We start from the raw sequence: 18038 nt of genomic DNA, 5'->3' as shown, positions 1-18038 counted from the left end.
CGGAACTGGAGGAGGCTCACATGGTTCAAGTCGCAACCGAGCCGGTGATCGTCAAGACCCCCAGGGGAAACCTGGAAGGGGATCTCGTCGTGCCACCGCCTGCCCGGGCGGTGGTCTTGTTCGCACACGGTTCCGGGAGTTCCCGGCACAGCCCCCGCAACCGCGCGGTTGCGGGGTCGTTGCAGGACGCCGGGTTCGGCACCCTGCTGCTGGACCTGCTCACCCCGGAGGAGGCGAAGTTCGACCAGCGGACCCACGAACTGCGCTTCGACATCGAACTGCTCGCCCAGCGGCTGGTGCCCGCCATCGACCAGCTCGCCGAGTGGTCTACCACCACGAAGATGCCGGTCGGGTTGTTCGGCGCCAGCACCGGCGCGGCCGCCGCGCTGAAAGCCGCCGCCCGGCGCCCCGACCGCGTCGCCGCCGTGGTGTCGCGCGGTGGTCGCCCGGACCTCGGCGGCGAGGGCCTGGCCTCGGTGCAGGCCCCGACGCTGCTGATCGTCGGCGGCGACGACCGCGAGGTGCTCAACCTCAACCGGCAGGCGGCGGAACTGCTCACGTCGCTGCCGCTGACCGACGTCAAGATCGAGATCGTGCCGCACGCCGGTCACCTCTTCGAAGAGACCGGCGCGCTGGAGCGGGTCGCGGAACTCGCCGCGGCGTGGTTCCGCACCTACCTCGGAGCCGGGGTCGAGCGCTGGACCGGACCGGACGGAGGTCACTGGAAGCCGCCGGAACCCCGCCGACGGCCACCACCGATCGCGTAGCCCTGCACAGTCGAATAATCGGGGATGCCGACCGCCACGGCCGCACCCGCGCGAATGCCGCGTGCCGTGGCGACAGCGGGTGCAGCGCGGCGCGGCTGCGAGCCCATGCTGATGCGCGCAACGCCGAGCTCTGCTAGGTGCTCGATGCGTTGGCCTGGCTGCTAGAGGATGTTGATCGGCACGTCGATCGCGTCCCACGGCTGGGTCAAGCGCATCGGCACCGGCCGCGCGGTCCGCCTCACCCCATCAGGCACCGCGGCACTGCGCGACCTGCTCGCCATCGAAGCGACCACCCACGACCTAGCGTGACGGGCACATCTCCACGGTTGAGAGCCCGTGCGTACTTTGCGGCGCGGCGCATGCGACGACCTCGCGTCGTAGGACTTCAAGCGTCGCGGCTGCGGATCGACCAGGATGGAAAGGCTCAATGGAAATTGCGGCCACACGACGGCGGGAACCGCGACCCGCATTCGTTTCGCGGGACCGCGCCTTGCTATCTCACGGCAAGTGACCAGCGGGAACTTCAGCGGGGCATGCGGCGCCAGATCGCCTGCGGGACCAGGTGCATCGCCGCGAACACCCAGCGCAGGATCGGCGGTACCCACACCACACGACGTCCCCGCCGCAGCGCGTTGACCGCCGCATCCGCGACCTGATCCGGCGTGCTCGACCACGGCGCGGGGCTCATGCCCCCGGTCATCCGCCCGATGACGAACCCGGGCCGCACGATCAGCAGCTCCACGCCGCTGCCGACCAGCGCGTCGGAAAGACCGTTGGCGAATCCGTCGAGCCCGGCCTTCGCCGACCCGTAGACGTAGTTCGCCCGCCGCACCCGCACCCCAGCGACCGAGGAAAACGCGACGATCTTGCCGCTGCCCTGCTCGCGAAGCAGGTTCGCCAGGTGCGTCAGCACGCTGATATGCGCGACATAGTCGACGTGCACGATGTCGATCGCGTGCGCCGCATCCCGCTCGGCCCGCTCCTGGTCGCCGAGCACGCCGAAGGCGGTCACCGCGACGTCGATCGGGCCGTGCCGGTCGACGATGCCGCGGAGCAGCTCGGCGTGGCTGTCGACGTCCGCGGCGTCGAACTCCACCCGCACCACGTCGGTAGCCCCTGCCTCTCGGAGCACGGCCTCCTCGGCGTCCAAGTCCGCCGACCGCCGCGCCGAAAGCACCACGGTGCCGTGTCCACTCTTGACGAGGCGCACCGCCACCTCGACGCCGATCTCGCTGCGGCCCCCGAGGACCAATACCGCTCCGCTCATCGCCGCAAGTCTGCCACCGGCCCGTCGGCCCGGTTCACGCCGGCGCGGTGCGGAGGAAAACCCGGATGTCCGCCCGGCGGAATAGGGTTCGCCAGGCGAAGGGAGAACCATGACCGTGCTCGGCCTCCGCGAGCTCAACCGCGCGACCCTTCAGCGGCAGCTGCTGCTGCGGCGTTCGCAGCGGTCCGCCGTGGAGACGATCGACCACCTCGTCGGAATGCAGGCGCAGGCACCGTTCCCGCCCTACTTCGGTCTGTGGACGCGCCTCGCGCGGTTCCAACCCGACGACCTGGCGCGGCGCCTGCTAGACCGCAGCGTGGTCCGCATCGTGCTGATGCGTGGCACCGTCCACCTGGTCTCCGCCGCCGACTGCCTGCGCCTGCGCCCCCTGGTGCAGCCGATCATGGACGGCGCGGTGCGCACGAACACCCAGCACCGGGCCGAGATCGCGGGCATCGACCACGCCGAGATCGCTGCGCTGGGCCGGGAACTGCTCGACGAGCAGCCCCGAACGGCTGCTCAGCTCGGCCCGCTGCTCGCCGAGCGGTGGCCGGACCGGAAGCCGGCGTCGCTGACGTTCGCGCTCCGCAACCTCCTCCCGCTGGTGCAGATCCCGCCGCGCGCCGTCTGGGGTTGCAGCGGCCAACCGACCTTTGCGACGGCCGAAACCTGGCTCGGGCGACCGCTGGCAGCCCAACCCTCGCTGGAGGACCTGCTCCGCCGCTACCTCGCGGCGTTCGGCCCTGCCACGATCGCGGACATGCAAGCCTGGTCCGGTCTCAGGGGCCTGAAGGAGGTCGTGCCCCGGCTGGACCTGCGGACTTTCCGCGACGAGAACGGCCGCCAGCTGCTGGACCTGCCCGCCGCACCGCGCCCGGGCCCCGACGTCCCCAGTCCGCCACGCTTCCTGGCCCCGTTCGACAACGTGCTGCTCTCGCACAAGGATCGCAGCCGGGTCATGCACGAGGCCGACCGCAAACGCCTGTTCAGCGTCAACAACGCCGTGCTCCCCGGCACGATCCTCGTCGACGGCTTCCTGCACGGCACCTGGCGGCTCGACCGCCGGAAGGACACTGCGACGCTGCTGATCGAGCCGTACCGGAAGTTCTCCGAAGATGACGCCGACGCAGTGGCGCTGGAGGGCCGACGGTTGCTGCAGTTCGCCGAGCCGGACGCCGCCGACCACAACGTGCAGATCACCTCGGTCGCCGCGTGACGCGGAGTTTACCCGTCGCCGTGTCGGAATTACCCTGCTCGTGATCGTTTCTACCCCGGACCGAGCGGACCCTTCCCATGGCAAATGCTGACAGGCCGCAGATCGACATTACGAAGCCCAGCATCGCGCGGGTCTACGACGCGTTCGTCGGCGGCAAGGACAACTTCGAGGTGGACCGCGCGGTCCTGCGGCAGATCCTGGAGATCGCGCCGGAGGCAGTGCAGGTCGGCAGGCAGTGCCGGGCGTGGCTGATCCGCGTGATCCGGTTCCTGGCCGGCCAGGCCGGCATCGACCAGTTCCTCGACCTGGGTTCCGGCCTGCCGACCGCGGAGAACACCCACCAGGCGGTGCAGCGGCTCAACGCCGAGGCCACGGTGGTCTACATCGACAACGACCCGTCGGTCGCAGCGCACGGCCGCGCGCTGCTGGAGGAGAACGAGTACACCCACTTCGCGGTCGCGGACTTGCGCAATCCTGCGGAGATCCTGGGGAACCCGACGGTGACGAAGTACCTGGACCTGAGCCGCCCGGTGGCGTTGATCCAGTGCAACACCCTGCACCACGTCGCCAACGACGAGGACCCGAAGGCGATCATGTCCGCCTACACCTCAGCGATGGCCGCCGGCTCGTACCTCGCGATCTCGCACCTGCATGACCCGGCCGACGGCAGCTCGCGGGCCGAGCTCGCGGCCGAGTCCCAAGTGCGGTTCAACTCGATGATGGGCAGCTGCTACTACCGCACCCGGGAGGAGATCCAGGCGCTGTTCTGCGGCCTGGAGATGGTCGAACCCGGGCTGACCTACCTGTTCGACTGGTGGCCCGACGGCCCGCGCCTCACCGAGCCGTCCGACGCCGAGTACAACCTCGTCGGCGGAGTCGCCCGCAAGGTATGAGAAGGGCCGTGAGCCTCCTGGGCAGTCCTAGCAGCCCAAAAGACTCACGGCCCCCTACGCCCTAGCCCCTCCGCCGATCAGCCGGGCTGGCGGGTCGTCCAGTGGCGCATCGCGTGCTCGACCAGCCCGATCAGGGTGCGCTTGGTGGATTCCCGGTCCCGGGCGTCGCACGGCCCGATCGGCACGTGGGGGCCGATCGCCATCGCCTCGCGGACCTGTTCGATCGAGTGCAGCATCTGGCCGTCGAAGCAGTTCACCCCGACCAGATATGGCAGCCCGCGGTCCTCGAAGAAGTCGATCGCCGAGAACGAGTCGGCCAACCGCCGGGTGTCCACCAGCACGACCGCGCCGATGGCGCCGCGCACCAGGTCGTCCCACATGAACCAGAACCGCTGCTGGCCCGGTGTGCCGAACAGGTACAGGATCAGGTCGTTGGCCAGCGAGATGCGGCCGAAGTCCATCGCGACCGTGGTCGTGGTCTTGTTCGGCGTCGCGCCGAGATCGTCGACGCCCCGGCTGGCCTCCGTCATCACCGCCTCGGTGGTCAACGGCACAATCTCCGACACCGAGCCGACGAAGGTCGTCTTCCCGACGCCGAAACCGCCCGCGACCACGATCTTCGCCGAGGTCGACGCGATGCCGCCCCGGTTGGCGGCCTGCGGCGGCGCGGAGCCGAGTCGGGGCGCGCTATAGCCGACGGAGTCCACTCAAAACCCTTTCCATCAACACCATGTGTGGTGCGCTACCGCTTTCGCTCACCGTCTGGTGCACGGTGATCAACCCCAGTTCGGCCATGTCGGCGAGCAGCACGCGGGCCACCCCGATCGGCACCGACAACAGCGCCCCCACCTCCGCCACCGATCTGGGATGTTGGCACAGCTCGGCGATCGACTGATGCTCCAGCCGAACCGCCGCGCCTGGCTGGTAAATCTCGCCGGTGGAGACCAGGGTTTCCAATTCCAGCTGGTGGTTCGACCTGGTGCGCCCGCCGGTCCAGGTGTAGGACCGGATGCTGGACGCGGCCGGTGCCTCCGGCTCGACCGGATCGTCCGGGTAGGACCCCTCGTGCCGATCATCGTCGTACTGGTCGTACTCGTCCTCGTACTGGTCCTCGTAATGCTCGGCGTACTGCTCCTGCGGCTCATCCCGCCCGCGCTTGCGCTTGCGACCGCTGCCGAAGGTGAACCCGTTGACGACGTGGGCGAAGCTGTCGTCCCCCGAATTGTCCCGTCTTCGGCCCTGTCGTGGATATTCCGAGCGTCCACTCATCGCATCCTCACACCAGTTGGCCGGTGAACGCGTTCGGCGTTGCCTGCAGCTTCGACCGGATCTCCGGCGTGAGCATCTGACCGACGCGCTCCACGAGCATGGTCATCTCGTAGGCGACCAGCCCCATGTCGCACTGCGGGGCGGCGAGCACGGTCAGGCAGGAGCCGTCGCTGATGCCCATCTGCAGCAAGGTGCCGTGTTGCATCTCAACAATGGTCTGCACCACCCGCCCGGCCTCGAAGCACTTCGCCGAGCCCTGGGTGAGGCTCAGCAGCCCGGATGCGACCGCGGCCAACTGATCGGCCCGGTCCCTGGGCAGCGTTGCCGAAGCAGTCAGCACCAGGCCGTCGGCGGACACCACGATCGTGTGCGCCACACCGGCCACGCGCTCGGTGAAGTCGGTGATCAGCCAGCCGAACCTGCGGGAAATCATCTCCTGAGCAGTCATGCAACCTCCTGTTCGTCGCCGAGGTGATCACGCCTTGGCGCTGCAGACTCCATGTCAGCCCTCGTCGGTTGCTCGATGCCGACCACGACTGACACCGCTCTGGAAGTCGGCCAGCCGCCCGCGGAGTTGATCCGCGTCACGCTGGAACGTCGTGGCTTCCCGCGGCTTGGGATCCGCCACGCTGCCAGGCACCAGGTGCGCCTTCGGGGTCCGCAGCGGCAGACCTGCCTGGGTGAACGAAGTCGGCTCCGAGTTCGCCGCGGCCTCCGCCGCCTCTCGCGCCCTATCGGTGGCGAAGCTCCAGGTGCCTCGGGAAGTGTCCGGGACCCGCTGCTGGGGCTCGGCAGGCGCCAAACCCCAGTCGTCCAATCCCGCCGGTTCCGACGCCCACGAATCCTGCCCGCTGGGCTCCTGCATACACGAGCCCGATTCGGAGGTCTCCGCCAGCACCTTCGCCCGGTACCCGGACTGGAAGCCGTTGTGGGCGAGCGTCCGGCTGATGTCCTCTGGGCTGCGGGCGGGCTTGTCGGCCGCCGGATCCGCCGCCGACTGGCCGCGCGGCACGCGGCGCGGCAGCCCGGACGAGGTGAACGACGGCTCCTCCGCCTGCCGGTCGCGCGCCAGGAAGCTCGAGTTCTGCTGGAAACCCGCGCTGGCGGCGAGTTCGTCGTCCTCCGCGCTGGGCCAGCTGACCTCGCCGGATTCGTCCCGCGACTTCAGGTACGGGTTCTCGCTGGCCGGCTGGAACCACTGGGTGGAGACCTCGGTGAAAACCGGCGACTCGGTCGCCGGCCGCTCCGCAGGCGGCTCGGCATCCGGCCAGTCCACACCCAGGTCCGACGACATCGCGCGCGGCTGCTGCGGGACGTCGATCGGCGCGTCGAACAGTCGCGCCGTCGGCGAGTCCTCGCGATCGGGGACACTGGACTCGAAGAGGCTCGCCGAAGCGGACTCCTGCCAGGGCGAACTGTCCTGCGCCACCACGGGCTGCTCGTCGCGGCGCGGCAGCACGCCGGAGGTCGGCAGGTCGGTGTGCGGGTGCCCGTTGCGCTGGCCCGGCGCCGCCGCCGGGGGCACCAAGGCAGGCCCGGACTCGACCGAGACCACGTGCTCGGCCGGGATCATCACCGTCGCCCGGACGCCCTCGACGTCCGGCCCGCCGTGCAACTCGACGCCGACACCTTGGCGTACCGCCAGGCGCCCGGCGACGAACAGCCCCATCCGGCGCGAGGTGGCGAGGTCGTCCTCGTCCACTTGTGCCAGCCGTTCGTTGGCCCTAGCGAGCTCCTCGTGGCCCATCCCGATGCCCTGGTCCAGCACGTCGAGCACCACCGTGCCGTCACCGGCCTGGTAGCTGGACACCGTGACGGTCGTGTCCGGGGCGGAGAAGCTCGCCGCGTTGTCCAACAGCTCGGCGACCAGCCGCACCAAGTCGCTGGCGGTGTGCCCGCGCAGCTTGACCGACGGTGGCGGCTGCACCACGACCCGCGGGTACTGCTCGATCTCGGAAACCGCGGCGCGCAGTACGTCCGCCAGGCCGGTCGGCTGAGTGAAGCGGCGCGCCAGGTCGCTGCCGGAGAGGACCATCAGGTTCTCGTTGTTGCGCCGCATCCGGGTGGCCAGGTGGTCCAGCTGGAACAACCGCGCGAGCTGGTCTGGGTCCTCCTCGTCCTGCTCCAGTTGCTCGAACAGCCGCAGCTGACGTTCCAGGAGGCTCTGGCTGCGCCGGGAGATGCTGACGAACACCTCGCCATAGCCGCGGCGCAGGTCCGCCTGCTCCACCGCGAGCCGCAGCGCCTGCTGATTCACCTCGTCGAAGGCACGGGCCAGCTGCCCGACCTCGTCGGTGGTGTCCACGGGGAACGGCTCGACGACCGCGTCCGCGACCCTACCCTCCCGGATGCTGGCCACCGCCGCTGGCAGTTCGTACTCCGCGGCGTCCAGCGCGCTGCTGCGCAGGACGTGCAGCGAACCGAGCAGCTGCCGCGCAATCGCCACGCTGATCGCGCCGGCTGCGATCAGCGCGGACAGCAGCAGCACCGAATCCCAACCGGCGGCGCTGCTGGCCTCGTCCTCCAGCCGCGAAGCGGTGGTGCGGACGTCAGCCGCCAAATCGCCGCGCTCCTGGTCGATCAGCGCGACCGAGACTTCGGTGCCGGAGTTCCACGCGTCGCGCTTCACCGAGAACCCACCGGAGTAGACGTTGTCGGTGCTCTCGGTCATGATCGCGCGGAGCATGTTGTCCCGGTCGATGATCGCCGGAGCCGTGAGCGTCTGGTCCAGCCGCTGTTGCCAGTTCGCGGCAACGGTGCTACGAGCATCGGTGATCTTGCTCTGCAACCGGGCGCGCGAGCCGTTCAGGCTCTCCAGCGCGAGGGGTTTGAGCTCGCCCTCGGTCAGCCCGGTCAGCACCCAGGCCTGCTGCAAACGCACTTCCTCGGTCAGGCCCATCATTTCCTGCAGCGCGGTCGCCGTGCTGGAGAGGCTGCGGTCGGCGACCATGCTGCTCAGCGCGCGGTCCAGGGCCAGCACCGAGCTGATCACGCGGGTGTACTCGTCGATCGCCTTGGCCTCGCCGATCCGGTGGTCGCGGACCTGCTGGCGGAGCTGGCCGAGCCCGTCCAGCAGCGGCCGGAGTTCGCCGTAGCGGTCGGCGACGATCCCCGTGGCGACGTCGGACGAGGAGAGGTGCTGCCCGAGGTCGGCGGCGACCCGGTCCACCGCGGCCGCTTGCTCCTCGATCGGGCCGAACTCGCGGTCGCCGACCAGGAACTCCACCGCGCGGCTTCGTTCTTGCTGGATGCTGACGACCAGCGGGTCGACCCGGCCGACCGTGTTCAGCACCTGCTCGACGAGGTCGTATTCGGCCGCTTTGTCGACCTGCCACCGAATCTGTCCGATACCGAGCGTGATCGCGAAGATCACTGGCACCAGCACGACCGCGGCCAGCTTCGTCGGCAGCGACCAGTTGCGCCAGTGCACCACGGCGTCGCGGGTGCGCCCGAACCGGCCCGCCGTCACGACCGCGCTCCCGGCTGCGAGCCAGGACTCTTGTGCAGGTCAGTCGCGGTCTGGACCTCGGGCGAACAATGCGTTGGAAAACGGCGCATGCGTGCGGTCCCGCAATCGTCGTCTGAGCTATCTGGGGTGAAATCCAGCCGTGGTCGAGCACCACCCGGCAACCGGAAACGCCTTATGATACTGCATCCTACCCATGCGGACTCGAATGCACTCTGCGTAACAACGAGCGCCCCCGGTTGGCGCATTGCGAACACTGGTACCGAACCGTGACCTTTCGGATCGCGCGACTGTCTTTCAATGCCTCAGCACTATAAGCCCCGCAACCCGTGATAGCACCGGGGCCTTTTCCCCATTCCGCTACGACAAACAGGCGGTGTCACGCCGAGTGGTCAGCCCCATCTTCGCCCACTACGTCTTTTTTCACTCGTTCAGCCTAGAGAGGGTATTCAATCTCGGCCACGAGGCCCCCATAATGCCTGGTCAGGAAGATCGCCGCCGCAAGGCCGGACCGCTGACCTGGCAATACCAGATAGTAACCAAGCGCGGAGACGCCGCCTCTCCGCAACCCGCGGACCGCCGACCAGTAGTCTCGGAATCCGGTACCAAGTGGTGACCACCACACTGTTGATCACCTGCGAGAAGTCGTTAGAATTCCCCGCCGCCAGGCCTCGGCCCAGCGGGCCAACCGCGAAGTTCCAGGAAGGATGCATGAGCAACGCAACTCAATCCGCGCTGCGCGGCAGCCAGCGCGACCAGCCCGGAAATCCGCGGGCGGCCTTCGGCGGAATCGACAAGAGCTCCGTTCGCGCTACTAACGAGCCCACCGATTTCATCGCTATCCAGGAGAGCGCGGAATTCCGCGCCCTGCGCCGCCGGCTGAAATGGTTCGTTTTCCCGGCTACGGCGTTTTTCCTGATCTGGTACATCGGGTACGTGGCGATCGCCGCCTACGCCCGGGAATTCATGGCCCGACCGCTGATCGGCGAGATCAACGTCGGACTGGTCATGGGCATCGGCCAGTTCATCACCACGGTGGGCCTGACCACGCTTTACGTCCGGTTCGCCCGCCGCCGCATCGACCCCGAGGTCGACCGGATCCGACATGACGCGGGAGAGTTCGACCAGTGAATGAGCCGCAGCTGATCCCGGCCGGCAGCGCGATCATCAACACCAGCGTCTTCGCGGTGTTTGTGCTGATCACACTGTTCATCGTGTACCGGGTGAGCAACCGGGGAACCTCCAGCGACTACTTCGTTGCGGGCGGCTCATTCAGCGGGCTGCAGAACGGCATCGCGCTCTCCGGCGACTACCTGTCCGCAGCGTCGTTCCTGGGCATCGCCGGGGCGATCGCGACCTACGGCTACGACGGCTTCCTGTACTCCATCGGCTTCCTGGTCGCCTGGCTGATCAACCTGCTGCTGCTCGCCGAGCGCACCCGCAACACCGGCCGCTTCACCATGGGCGACGTGCTCAGCTTCCGGATGCGCCAGCGCCCGGTACGGGCCGCGGCGGCCGCCTCAACGCTGGCCATCACAATCATCTACATGATCGCCCAGATCGCCGGTGCGGGCGGTCTGGTCGCGCTGCTGCTCAACGTGCACGGCAAGTTCGGTCAAGCATTGGTGATCGCCGCGGTCGGCGCGGTCATGATCACCTACGTGCTGGTGGGCGGCATGAAGGGCACCACCTGGGTACAGATCATCAAGGCCGCCTTGCTGCTGCTGTCCGTAGCGATGATCACGGTCTTCCTGCTCGGAAAGTTCGGCTACAGCGTCACGAACCTGCTGCAGCACGCCGCCGCCAACAACCCGCACGGCCGCGACATCTTCGCCCCCGGCGTGCAGTACGGGAAGTCCGAGCTAACCAAACTGGACTTCGTGTCGCTGTCGCTGGCCCTGGTGCTCGGCATCGGCGGCCTGCCGCACGTGCTGATGAGGTTCTACACCGTGCCCAACGCCCGCGAGGCCCGCCGCTCGGTGGTCTGGGCGACTTGGGTGGTGGCGGTGTTCTACATCTGCACCCTGGTCATCGGCTACGGCGCCGCCGCGCTGGTGGGCACCGACGCGATCCTGGGCGCACCGGGTGCGGAGAACTCCGCGGCCCCGCTGCTGGCGTACCGCATCGGCGGCACGGTGCTGCTGGGCATCATCGCCGCGGTCGCCTTCGCCACGATCCTGGCGGTGGTGGCCGGGTTGACGCTGACCGCATCGGCGTCGTTCGCGCACGACGTATACGCCAACGTGATCCGCCGCGGCGACATCGACTCCGACTCGGTGGTGAAGGTAGCCCGGTTGACCGCGCTGGTGATCGGCATCGCCTCGATCCTCGGCGGCATCCTCGTCATCGGGCAGAACGTCGCGTTCCTGGTCGGCCTGGCGTTCGCGTTCGCCGCCTCGGCGAACCTGTCCACGCTGCTGTACTCGCTGTTCTGGAGGCGGTTCAACACCACGGGCACGCTGTGGAGCATCTACAGCGGGCTCGGCTCCTGCCTGCTGCTGGTGATCTTCTCCCCGGTGGTGTCCGGCTCGCCGGACTCGATCCTCCCGAGCATGGACTTCGCCTTCTTCCCGTTGAAGAACCCTGGCATCGTGTCCATCCCGGTATCATTCATCTGCGGAATCATCGGAACCTTCGTGGGCCGCGACTCGGGCGACGAGGAGCGCCTCGCGGAGATGGAGGTCCGCTCCCTGACCGGCATCGGCTCCCGCGCCGGCTGAGCCCAGCATTTCCAGACTCGTTCTGCCTGGCGGTACGGGCAGCGAAACCTCGGATGGCGCCTGGACCGCGGGATCCCCGACTTGCGGTCAATAGCGGGCATCGGGACTGTTCCCGCCAGACGCCAGACGCCAGACGACGCCCGAACACCCGCAGCGGGTGCATGTTGCGTCGGCCGGACTCCTTGCGGCGCCTGCGACAGCTTCGGCCGGTCAAGCTGAGCTACGCGGCGGCAGTTGGGGCGGCCGTTGGAAGCGGCTGCGGCACTTCGCAGACGAATGCTGAGGCGTTCTCGTCGGCACGCACCGCATCAGTACCGCTGCTGCACTAACCCACAGGTGGGGTTCGCCGTTGGCCCCGATCGCCGCGAGTCACCGACCGCTCACAATTGCGCTCTACCCAATCGGATACTGCCGGTCGACCGCAATTCTCCATAAACTGGAGTTGCCCGCCAAAAGGACGCTTCAGCAATAGCAGGGGGCAATGGGGAGCGACCTGGCAGGGCGTATCGGGGGGGATTCCATGCGAACGGTTCGAAATGCCCTGCTCGCTGCGGTCACCGCCGCCGTCCTGCCCGTGTCCGGGCTGGGCGGCCAGGCCGCCACCATCGCGGCCGAAATCAACAACGGCCTGGTCGAACTGGTCGACAAGGCCTCGCACGGCCGGACCAGTGACTTCCGCCAGCCCGGCGTTCGGATCCGCTCGGCACCCAATACCGCCGCCTCCGCGCGCGGCGTGGGAAATCCCCGAGACAACGCCACCATACGCGGGGCGCTCAGTGGGGAATCCGTCCGCTGCCCGGACGGATCGGCGAATTCGGAATGGTTCGACATCACGAATCGCCGGACCCGCGTCAGCGGATTCGTCAGCGGTTGCTACCTCTGATGGAACCGCATTCGGACGCGGGGAACCGCAGGGTCAGAAATTTTGGCCCGATCCCCGGAGGCCGACCGGCCGCAACCGCCGCAGACGCACGTGCCGGGCGAGCCTGATCACCGACCGGACCGCGACGCGTCTTGCCCAGCAGAAGCAGCCAGCTGCCCGCGGTCGCCGTGTCTTCGTGGAAAGAACAGCAGGCCGCCGGCGATGAACCAGATCGCGATCAGGAACTCGTTGACGATGCTGACGACCTCGTACCGCTTCCCGGATCTGCGGCTCTTCGCGCCCGATCCGTAGCGCCCACGGGCTCGACTCGGCCGGATCTCGCGTAATCCGGTTGTCCGCGCAATCCGGCAGATTCCGCAGGTCACAAGGGCTATCCCAGCGCAGCGGCGGCCGCTGCCCCGGCCTGCCGACCGGAAAACAGGCAGCCGCCGAGGAAGGTTCCCTCCAAGGCCCGGTACCCGTGCACGCCACCACCGCCGAATCCCGCGACCTCGCCGGCCGCGTAGAGGCCGGGCAGCGGCTCACCCGAATCCTGCAGGACCCGACCGGACAGGTCGGTTTCCAGCCCGCCCAGCGTCTTGCGGGTCAGGATGGACAGCCGCACCGCGATCAGCGGCCCGGCGGCCGGGTCCAGCAGCCGGTGCGGCTCGGCGACCCGGATCATCCGGTCGACCACGAAGCGGCGGGCCGCGCGGATGGCGATGATCTGCTCGTCCTTGCCCAGCCCCGACTCCACCTGGCGGTCGCGGGCGACGATCTCGCGCTCCAGCGCGGCGGCGTCGATCAGCTGGTCGCCGACCAGGTCGTTCATCCCGCGCGCCAGCTCCGCAACGGTGCGCCGGACGACGAAGTCGGGGCCGCGGCGGACGAATTCGGCGACCGGAGCCGGGGTGCCACCGCCGCCTCGCTGCAACAGCTTGCGGAGGCTGCGATCGGTCAGGTCCGGGTTCTGCTCGGAACCGGACAGCGCGAACTCACGGCTGATGATGCACCGGTTGAGCACGAACCACGTGTACTCGTGGCCGGTCTTCGCGATGTGCTCCATCGTGCCGAGAGTGTCGAAGCCCGGGAACAGCGGCGCGGGCAGCCGCCGCCCTTCCGCGTCCAGCCACAGCGACGACGGGCCGGGCAGGATCCGGATGCCGTGCTTGCTCCAGATCGGCGCATAGTTGCGGATTCCCTCGGTGTAGTGCCACATCCGGTCCGGGTTGATGATGTGCCCGCCGCTGCGGGACACCACTTCGAGCATTCGCCCGTCCACGTGGTCGGGCACCCCGGCGATCATCTTCTTCGGCGGTGGGCCGTAGCGCTTGGGCCAATTCCGCCGCACCAGGTCGAAGTTCCCGCCGATGCCGCCCGATGCGACGACGACGGCCTGCGCGAGCAGCTCAAAATCTCCCACCACGTCGCGAGAACTCGGCTGTCCGCGTTCCACCGAGCTCGGCGCGAGCACCTCGCCGCGCACCCCGGTCACCGCGCCGCCGCTGGTGATCAGCCCGCTGACGCGGTGCCGGAACCGGAACGACACCAGGCCTCGTTCGGCCGCCTGCGACACCCTGCGGATGAACGGCGCGAGCACGCCGGGGCCGGTGCCCCAGGTGATGTGGAACCTCGGCACGGAATTGCCGTGCCCGGTGGCCAGGTAGCCGCCTCGCTCGGCCCACTGCACCAGCGGGAAGAACCGCACGCCCTGCGCGGTCAGCCAAGCCCGCTTCTCTCCTGCGGCGAAGTCCACGTAGGCCTCCGCCCACTTCCGGGGCCAGTGGTCCTCGGGCCGGTCGAAACCGGCGGAGCCGTGCCAGTCCTGGAGCGCCAGTTCGCGGGAGTCCCGGACGCCCAACCGGCGCTGTTCCGGGGAATCGACCAGGAAGAGACCGCCGAACGACCAGTGCGCCTGGCCGCCCAGGGATGCCTCGGGTTCCTGGTCCACCAGCACCACCCGGCGGCCCTCGTCGGCCAGTTCAGCGGTGGTAACCAGGCCGGCCAGGCCGGCCCCCACCACGATGACATCAGCGTCCAACGTCATTGCCGACCTCCGCACTACCGAGTGGTAACCGGATGCCTGTATACCGCAGCCGCAGGTGCTTCGACAGCCACCGGGCCGTTCCAGTGCGGCACCGCAATATCTCCCCACGCGCGGAAATCCACCCGGTCGGGGCGTATCCAGCAAATTCGCTGGCATTCCGATCCGGGTTTCGGGAATCTTGTTTCCAGTGCGCCGATTCCGGCCGCTGTCCACTCATTATCCGCTCACGAAGGGATTTTCGCATGTCCAAGTTCGCTTTCGCCGCGCCGTTTCGCGTCGGCTCCCGGTCGTCCTCCTGGTGTCGGACCGGGCGGACCGGCGTCTGGCGCATAGTCGTCCCCGCGCTGTTCGCCCTCACCGCGATCACTGTCGGTTCGGGGGGCGCGTACGCCACACCACCGGAAAAGCCTTGTGCAGCAGGAACTTTTTGCAGCTACCCGGAGGAGGAGTACGCCGGGCAGGCGCACGAGCTCGGCCTTCAGACGACCACGTTGGAGCAGTGCGTCCAGCTCCGGCTAGACGTGGAGGTGCGGTCCTTCGTGAACAACACCGGTCATCCGGTGACGGTCTACCAGGACCCTGATTGCGACACCGGTGCGGAATTCGCCACGTACCCAACGGGTTCCCAAACACCGCGGACGACATACGTCGCTCGAGCGATCAAAATCTGGTCGCACTGACCGCCGAGATACCTTCCTGAACCGAGTTGCGCGCGCCTCCGGCGGAATCCCACCCCCGTTCCCGTCCGGAACCCCCGACTCAGGTGTCCGACCTACCGGGACGACGCCTGAGAACCCCCGAGCAAAGCCACGCCCGTCCAACGCAACGGCCAGGACAGGAACTCAGCGGACCAGGTCCCGCATCAGCTCAAGCAGGCGCTCGGCGGAGTTGGCCCAGGTGAACTTCGCCGCCTGATCACGAGCCGAGGCGACCAGATCCGCACGCGTACGGGAATCCTCCACGGCACGCACCGCCGTGGCGAAGTCCTTCGACGACCCCGGATCGAAGAACATCGCGTGTCCCCCGGTCACCTCGTGGAAGATCTCCAGATCGCTGCAAACCACCGGCGTCCCCGCGTTCATCGCCTCGATGATCGGCAGCCCGAAACCCTCGTCCCGAGAAGCGGTGACCAGTGCGCTCGCCCTCCCCAGCAGCGCCTGGTAATCGCTTTCACTGATTCCCCGCCAGAAAACGACATCGACATCGGGAGGTAGCTGTCCCCGCAATTCCGCTTCGCGCGCAGGTGCGACTCGACTGACCAGGTGCAGGCGATACCCAGAAAGGAAAGCCATGCCCGCGATCAACGTTTCCACGTTCTTGTACGGCATGAACGAACCCATGTACACGAGCTCCCGCGGACCACCCAGCTGTTGCTCAGCCGCGCCGGATTCGACCCCATCGAGCACGTCGTCCTCCGGCGGCGGGGACGGCGCATTGTGGACGACGGTCACCGGGCGCCCGGTGAGCCGGTGCTCCGCGATCAGCTTCCTGGTCGTCTCGCTGACCGTGACCACCGCGTCGGCCCGGTTGAGCATCACCCGCTGCGGCCAGAACGCCTTGTGGTAGAGCCGCCACGCGGCGCGCACCGGCAGCGGGAGAAACCCCGGCGGCTGCGGATGCCGGTAGTAGATCAGGTCGTGCAGCGTGAGGACGAGCCGGTAACGGCGCCGGAACCCCCCGATCACCTGCAGTGGGCTGAACACGACGTCCGCACCGAGCCGGTTCAGGGTGCGCGCCAGCCACAGCTCACGCGGGGAGAACGGGTTGTTGACCTTCACATGCGGAACACCGGACGGCAGCAACCGCAGCTGCCGATCGTCATGGATCAACATCGTCACCGGATGGAGGTGGTGCAATGCCTCGACCAAGCTCGCGCCGTAGCGGCTGATCCCGTCGTGCTGATCGGTCCGCGTCCAGCGCGCATCGACGACGACGTTCATCGCCACCGACCCTGCCGCACCCGCATGCCGGTCCGCGGGCCCGCTGCCTTCCTCCTGCGGGCCGTTCATGGCGCTCCGAGGAAGCGTCGGATCGCTTCGGACGCCGGCCCCGGCGTCTCGTAGTGCACCAGGTGGCCGACGTTAGGGATAACCACGAGTTCGGCGTCGGCCAGCCGAGCCGCCAGCGCGCGCTGGCCTTCCAAGGGCGCGATCTCGTCCGACTCCCCCGCGATCAGCAGGATCGGCATCCGGAGCGCGTCGGCGTGGTCGGCCACGGTGTGCGTCACCGAAGCCTCGAAGGTCTCGCTGAGCAGGGCGGGGCTGTGGAAGCGGCTGAAGTACCGGAGGTGGTTGGCGTCGATGAACCCGCGAAGCTGCTTGTCCTTCGTCCGCGTCATCGCCCGGCTCGCCGCCAGCACCACCCACCTGTTGCTCAGCAGCGAATGCCCAGCCCGCAACGGCAACCGCTTGCCCAGCGTGTAATAGGCGGACGTGAGCCCGGACAGCACCACTCGCGGTCCGCGTAGCGCCGGAGTCGCGATCGGGTTGATCAGCACCAGGCGTCGCACGAGTTCGGGCGATGTGGCGGCGACGTGCGCGGCCACGATCGAGCCGAAGGAGTGCCCGAGCAGCACCACCGGCCGGGTCCGGCCGCCGAGCCGTTCGATGAGCTCGGTGATGACCTGCGCGTAGCCGGCGACGTCGTGCCGCCGCCCGCTCATCGGCCCGGAGTCCCCGAATCCGGGCAGGTCCGGGATCACGACGCGCTGGTCCGGCAGGCCCGCCGCGACGAGCTCCAGACCGTGGTGGGTACCGCGCAGACCGTGCACCACCAGCACCGTGTCGGCAGGTTCGACCGGGACGACCGGGACGACCGAACCGACCTGGGTGACTGCGGGGCCCACCGCGGTGACCAGATCGCTGACCTCGGCGAGGTGCTCGCGGTAGACCCAGTAGTGCAGCTCGGCGCCGCCGATGTGCTCCACCCGCTCCGCGGGGTGGAGTTCCGGGGTGGTCATGCCGGATCAGCTCGCCAGCTCGGTGCGGATTTCGTCGAGCTCGACGGCGCCGTCCGGGTCGATCACGTGGTGGTAGATCGCTTCGAACCGGCCCAGGATCTCGTCGATGTCGTGCCGGGACACCAGCCGCTCGCTGGCGGCGCCCATCCGGTCGATCGTCACGCGGTCGCTGATCACGTCGTCGATCGCGCTGGCCAGGGCGGGCACGTCACGCGGCGGGTAGAGCCAGCCGTTCTGGCCCGGTTGCACCAGGTGCGGCAGGGCCATGGCGTTGGCCAGCACCACCGGGGTGCCCGCCGACATGGCTTCCATGGTCGCCAGGCTCTGCAGCTCGGCGATGCTGGGCATGCAGAACAGGTCGGCGCGGGCGTAGGCGTCCAGCAGATCGTCGTCGCTGAGGAACCCGTGGAAGTGCACCCGGTCGGCGATGCCGAGTTCCACCGCGAGTTGCTCGAAGGCGGCGCGGCGACTGCCGTTGCCGACGATCTCAAGCCGCGTCGGCGTCTTGGTGCGCAGCAGCGCCATGGCCCGCAACAGGTCGTCTATGTGCTTCTCCTCGTCGAGCCGTCCGA

18 protein-coding genes are annotated in these 18038 nt (G+C 68.5%); 8 read left to right on the top strand and 10 right to left on the bottom strand.

Features of this window, described 5'->3' with window-relative positions:
* Positions 1-20 precede the first annotated feature (20 nt).
* Complete coding sequence (locus ACWDKQ_RS20540) at positions 21-767, top strand: dienelactone hydrolase family protein (protein ID WP_450140347.1); 747 nt, start codon at positions 21-23, stop codon at positions 765-767.
* Positions 768-935: 168 nt separating this feature from the next.
* Entirely contained in the window at positions 936-1076 is a 141-nt protein-coding gene (locus tag ACWDKQ_RS20535) for a hypothetical protein (RefSeq protein WP_450140346.1), read from the top strand.
* A 214-nt stretch (positions 1077-1290) separates the two neighbouring features.
* On the opposite strand, the gene ACWDKQ_RS20530 is transcribed toward ACWDKQ_RS20535, so the two are convergent.
* Entirely contained in the window at positions 1291-2034 is a 744-nt protein-coding gene (locus ACWDKQ_RS20530) for an SDR family NAD(P)-dependent oxidoreductase (RefSeq protein ID WP_450140345.1), read from the bottom strand.
* 109 nt (positions 2035-2143) lie between these two features.
* On the opposite strand from ACWDKQ_RS20530, the gene ACWDKQ_RS20525 reads away from it, so the two are divergent.
* On the top strand, positions 2144-3250 hold the full coding sequence (locus ACWDKQ_RS20525) for a winged helix DNA-binding domain-containing protein (RefSeq protein ID WP_450140344.1): 1107 nt from the start codon (positions 2144-2146) through the stop codon (positions 3248-3250).
* 77 nt (positions 3251-3327) lie between these two features.
* A complete protein-coding gene (locus ACWDKQ_RS20520) occupies positions 3328-4143 on the top strand; it encodes an SAM-dependent methyltransferase (RefSeq protein ID WP_450140343.1) in 816 nt (271 codons plus the stop codon).
* Between the two features lie 77 nt (positions 4144-4220).
* Here ACWDKQ_RS20520 and ACWDKQ_RS20515 read toward each other — a convergent pair whose 3' ends face one another.
* Genes ACWDKQ_RS20515 through ACWDKQ_RS20500 form a run of 4 tightly spaced genes read right to left on the bottom strand, consistent with a single transcriptional unit; the run spans position 4221 to position 8881 of the window.
* Complete coding sequence (locus ACWDKQ_RS20515) at positions 4221-4850, bottom strand: GTP-binding protein (RefSeq protein WP_450140342.1); 630 nt, start codon at positions 4848-4850, stop codon at positions 4221-4223.
* A complete protein-coding gene (locus tag ACWDKQ_RS20510) occupies positions 4831-5412 on the bottom strand; it encodes a DUF742 domain-containing protein (RefSeq protein WP_450140341.1) in 582 nt (193 codons plus the stop codon). The genes ACWDKQ_RS20515 and ACWDKQ_RS20510 overlap by 20 nt, the downstream gene beginning before the upstream one ends.
* A gap of 7 nt (positions 5413-5419) precedes the next feature.
* On the bottom strand, positions 5420-5860 hold the full coding sequence (locus tag ACWDKQ_RS20505; protein WP_450140340.1) for a roadblock/LC7 domain-containing protein: 441 nt from the start codon (positions 5858-5860) through the stop codon (positions 5420-5422).
* Between the two features lie 54 nt (positions 5861-5914).
* The gene (locus ACWDKQ_RS20500) at positions 5915-8881 is read right to left on the bottom strand and encodes a nitrate- and nitrite sensing domain-containing protein (protein WP_450140339.1); all 2967 of its coding nucleotides are present in this window, start codon (positions 8879-8881) and stop codon (positions 5915-5917) included.
* 708 nt (positions 8882-9589) lie between these two features.
* On the opposite strand from ACWDKQ_RS20500, the gene ACWDKQ_RS20495 reads away from it, so the two are divergent.
* The 3 genes from ACWDKQ_RS20495 to ACWDKQ_RS20485 all read left to right on the top strand — a co-directional run bounded on the left by ACWDKQ_RS20495 (position 9590) and on the right by ACWDKQ_RS20485 (position 12481).
* Positions 9590-10009: a DUF485 domain-containing protein gene (locus ACWDKQ_RS20495; RefSeq protein ID WP_450140338.1), complete on the top strand. Its 420-nt coding sequence runs from the start codon at positions 9590-9592 to the stop codon at positions 10007-10009.
* Positions 10006-11598, top strand: a complete 1593-nt coding sequence (locus ACWDKQ_RS20490) for a solute symporter family protein (RefSeq protein ID WP_450140337.1) — start codon at positions 10006-10008, stop codon at positions 11596-11598. Before ACWDKQ_RS20495 ends, ACWDKQ_RS20490 begins: the two co-directional genes overlap by 4 nt.
* Before the next feature lie 481 nt (positions 11599-12079).
* Positions 12080-12481 (top strand): hypothetical protein, encoded by a 402-nt coding sequence (locus tag ACWDKQ_RS20485; RefSeq protein WP_450140336.1) that lies wholly within the window; start codon positions 12080-12082, stop codon positions 12479-12481.
* A gap of 107 nt (positions 12482-12588) precedes the next feature.
* Here ACWDKQ_RS20485 and ACWDKQ_RS20480 read toward each other — a convergent pair whose 3' ends face one another.
* Both ACWDKQ_RS20480 and ACWDKQ_RS20475 read right to left on the bottom strand, forming a co-directional pair.
* Positions 12589-12846 (bottom strand): YrhK family protein, encoded by a 258-nt coding sequence (locus tag ACWDKQ_RS20480; protein ID WP_450140335.1) that lies wholly within the window; start codon positions 12844-12846, stop codon positions 12589-12591.
* 5 nt (positions 12847-12851) lie between these two features.
* Complete coding sequence (locus ACWDKQ_RS20475) at positions 12852-14507, bottom strand: FAD-binding dehydrogenase (RefSeq protein ID WP_450140334.1); 1656 nt, start codon at positions 14505-14507, stop codon at positions 12852-12854.
* A 242-nt stretch (positions 14508-14749) separates the two neighbouring features.
* Here ACWDKQ_RS20475 and ACWDKQ_RS20470 point away from each other — a divergent pair, with 242 nt between their 5' ends.
* On the top strand, positions 14750-15187 hold the full coding sequence (locus ACWDKQ_RS20470; protein WP_450140333.1) for a peptidase inhibitor family I36 protein: 438 nt from the start codon (positions 14750-14752) through the stop codon (positions 15185-15187).
* A gap of 162 nt (positions 15188-15349) precedes the next feature.
* On the opposite strand, the gene ACWDKQ_RS20465 is transcribed toward ACWDKQ_RS20470, so the two are convergent.
* The 3 genes from ACWDKQ_RS20465 to ACWDKQ_RS20455 form a co-directional block, all read right to left on the bottom strand.
* Positions 15350-16516, bottom strand: a complete 1167-nt coding sequence (locus tag ACWDKQ_RS20465) for a glycosyltransferase family 4 protein (RefSeq protein WP_450140332.1) — start codon at positions 16514-16516, stop codon at positions 15350-15352.
* A complete protein-coding gene (locus ACWDKQ_RS20460; protein WP_450140331.1) occupies positions 16513-17466 on the bottom strand; it encodes an alpha/beta fold hydrolase in 954 nt (317 codons plus the stop codon). The genes ACWDKQ_RS20465 and ACWDKQ_RS20460 overlap by 4 nt, the downstream gene beginning before the upstream one ends.
* Before the next feature lie 6 nt (positions 17467-17472).
* The coding region (locus ACWDKQ_RS20455) for a glycosyltransferase (RefSeq protein ID WP_450140330.1) at positions 17473-18038 on the bottom strand (566 nt) is incomplete at its 5' end.

The organism is Saccharopolyspora sp. NPDC000995, assembly GCF_053599315.1.
The sequence above is the reverse complement of the archived record's forward strand: the minus strand, read 5'-3'. Positions and strand labels throughout refer to the sequence as shown.

Bases quoted from the DNA above. Each gene is read 5' to 3' on its own strand.
- ACWDKQ_RS20520 (WP_450140343.1), top strand. From the start codon at position 3,328: ATGGCAAATGCTGACAGGCCGCAGATCGACATTACGAAGCCCAGCATC.
- ACWDKQ_RS20535 (WP_450140346.1), top strand. From the start codon at position 936: ATGTTGATCGGCACGTCGATCGCGTCCCACGGCTGGGTCAAGCGCATC.
- ACWDKQ_RS20470 (WP_450140333.1), top strand. From the start codon at position 14,750: ATGTCCAAGTTCGCTTTCGCCGCGCCGTTTCGCGTCGGCTCCCGGTCG.
- ACWDKQ_RS20460 (WP_450140331.1), bottom strand. From the start codon at position 17,466: ATGACCACCCCGGAACTCCACCCCGCGGAGCGGGTGGAGCACATCGGC.
- ACWDKQ_RS20465 (WP_450140332.1), bottom strand. From the start codon at position 16,516: ATGAACGGCCCGCAGGAGGAAGGCAGCGGGCCCGCGGACCGGCATGCG.
- ACWDKQ_RS20475 (WP_450140334.1), bottom strand. From the start codon at position 14,507: ATGACGTTGGACGCTGATGTCATCGTGGTGGGGGCCGGCCTGGCCGGC.
- ACWDKQ_RS20530 (WP_450140345.1), bottom strand. From the start codon at position 2,034: ATGAGCGGAGCGGTATTGGTCCTCGGGGGCCGCAGCGAGATCGGCGTC.
- ACWDKQ_RS20540 (WP_450140347.1), top strand. From the start codon at position 21: ATGGTTCAAGTCGCAACCGAGCCGGTGATCGTCAAGACCCCCAGGGGA.
- ACWDKQ_RS20510 (WP_450140341.1), bottom strand. From the start codon at position 5,412: ATGAGTGGACGCTCGGAATATCCACGACAGGGCCGAAGACGGGACAAT.
- ACWDKQ_RS20525 (WP_450140344.1), top strand. From the start codon at position 2,144: ATGACCGTGCTCGGCCTCCGCGAGCTCAACCGCGCGACCCTTCAGCGG.
- ACWDKQ_RS20495 (WP_450140338.1), top strand. From the start codon at position 9,590: ATGAGCAACGCAACTCAATCCGCGCTGCGCGGCAGCCAGCGCGACCAG.
- ACWDKQ_RS20505 (WP_450140340.1), bottom strand. From the start codon at position 5,860: ATGACTGCTCAGGAGATGATTTCCCGCAGGTTCGGCTGGCTGATCACC.
- ACWDKQ_RS20485 (WP_450140336.1), top strand. From the start codon at position 12,080: ATGGGGAGCGACCTGGCAGGGCGTATCGGGGGGGATTCCATGCGAACG.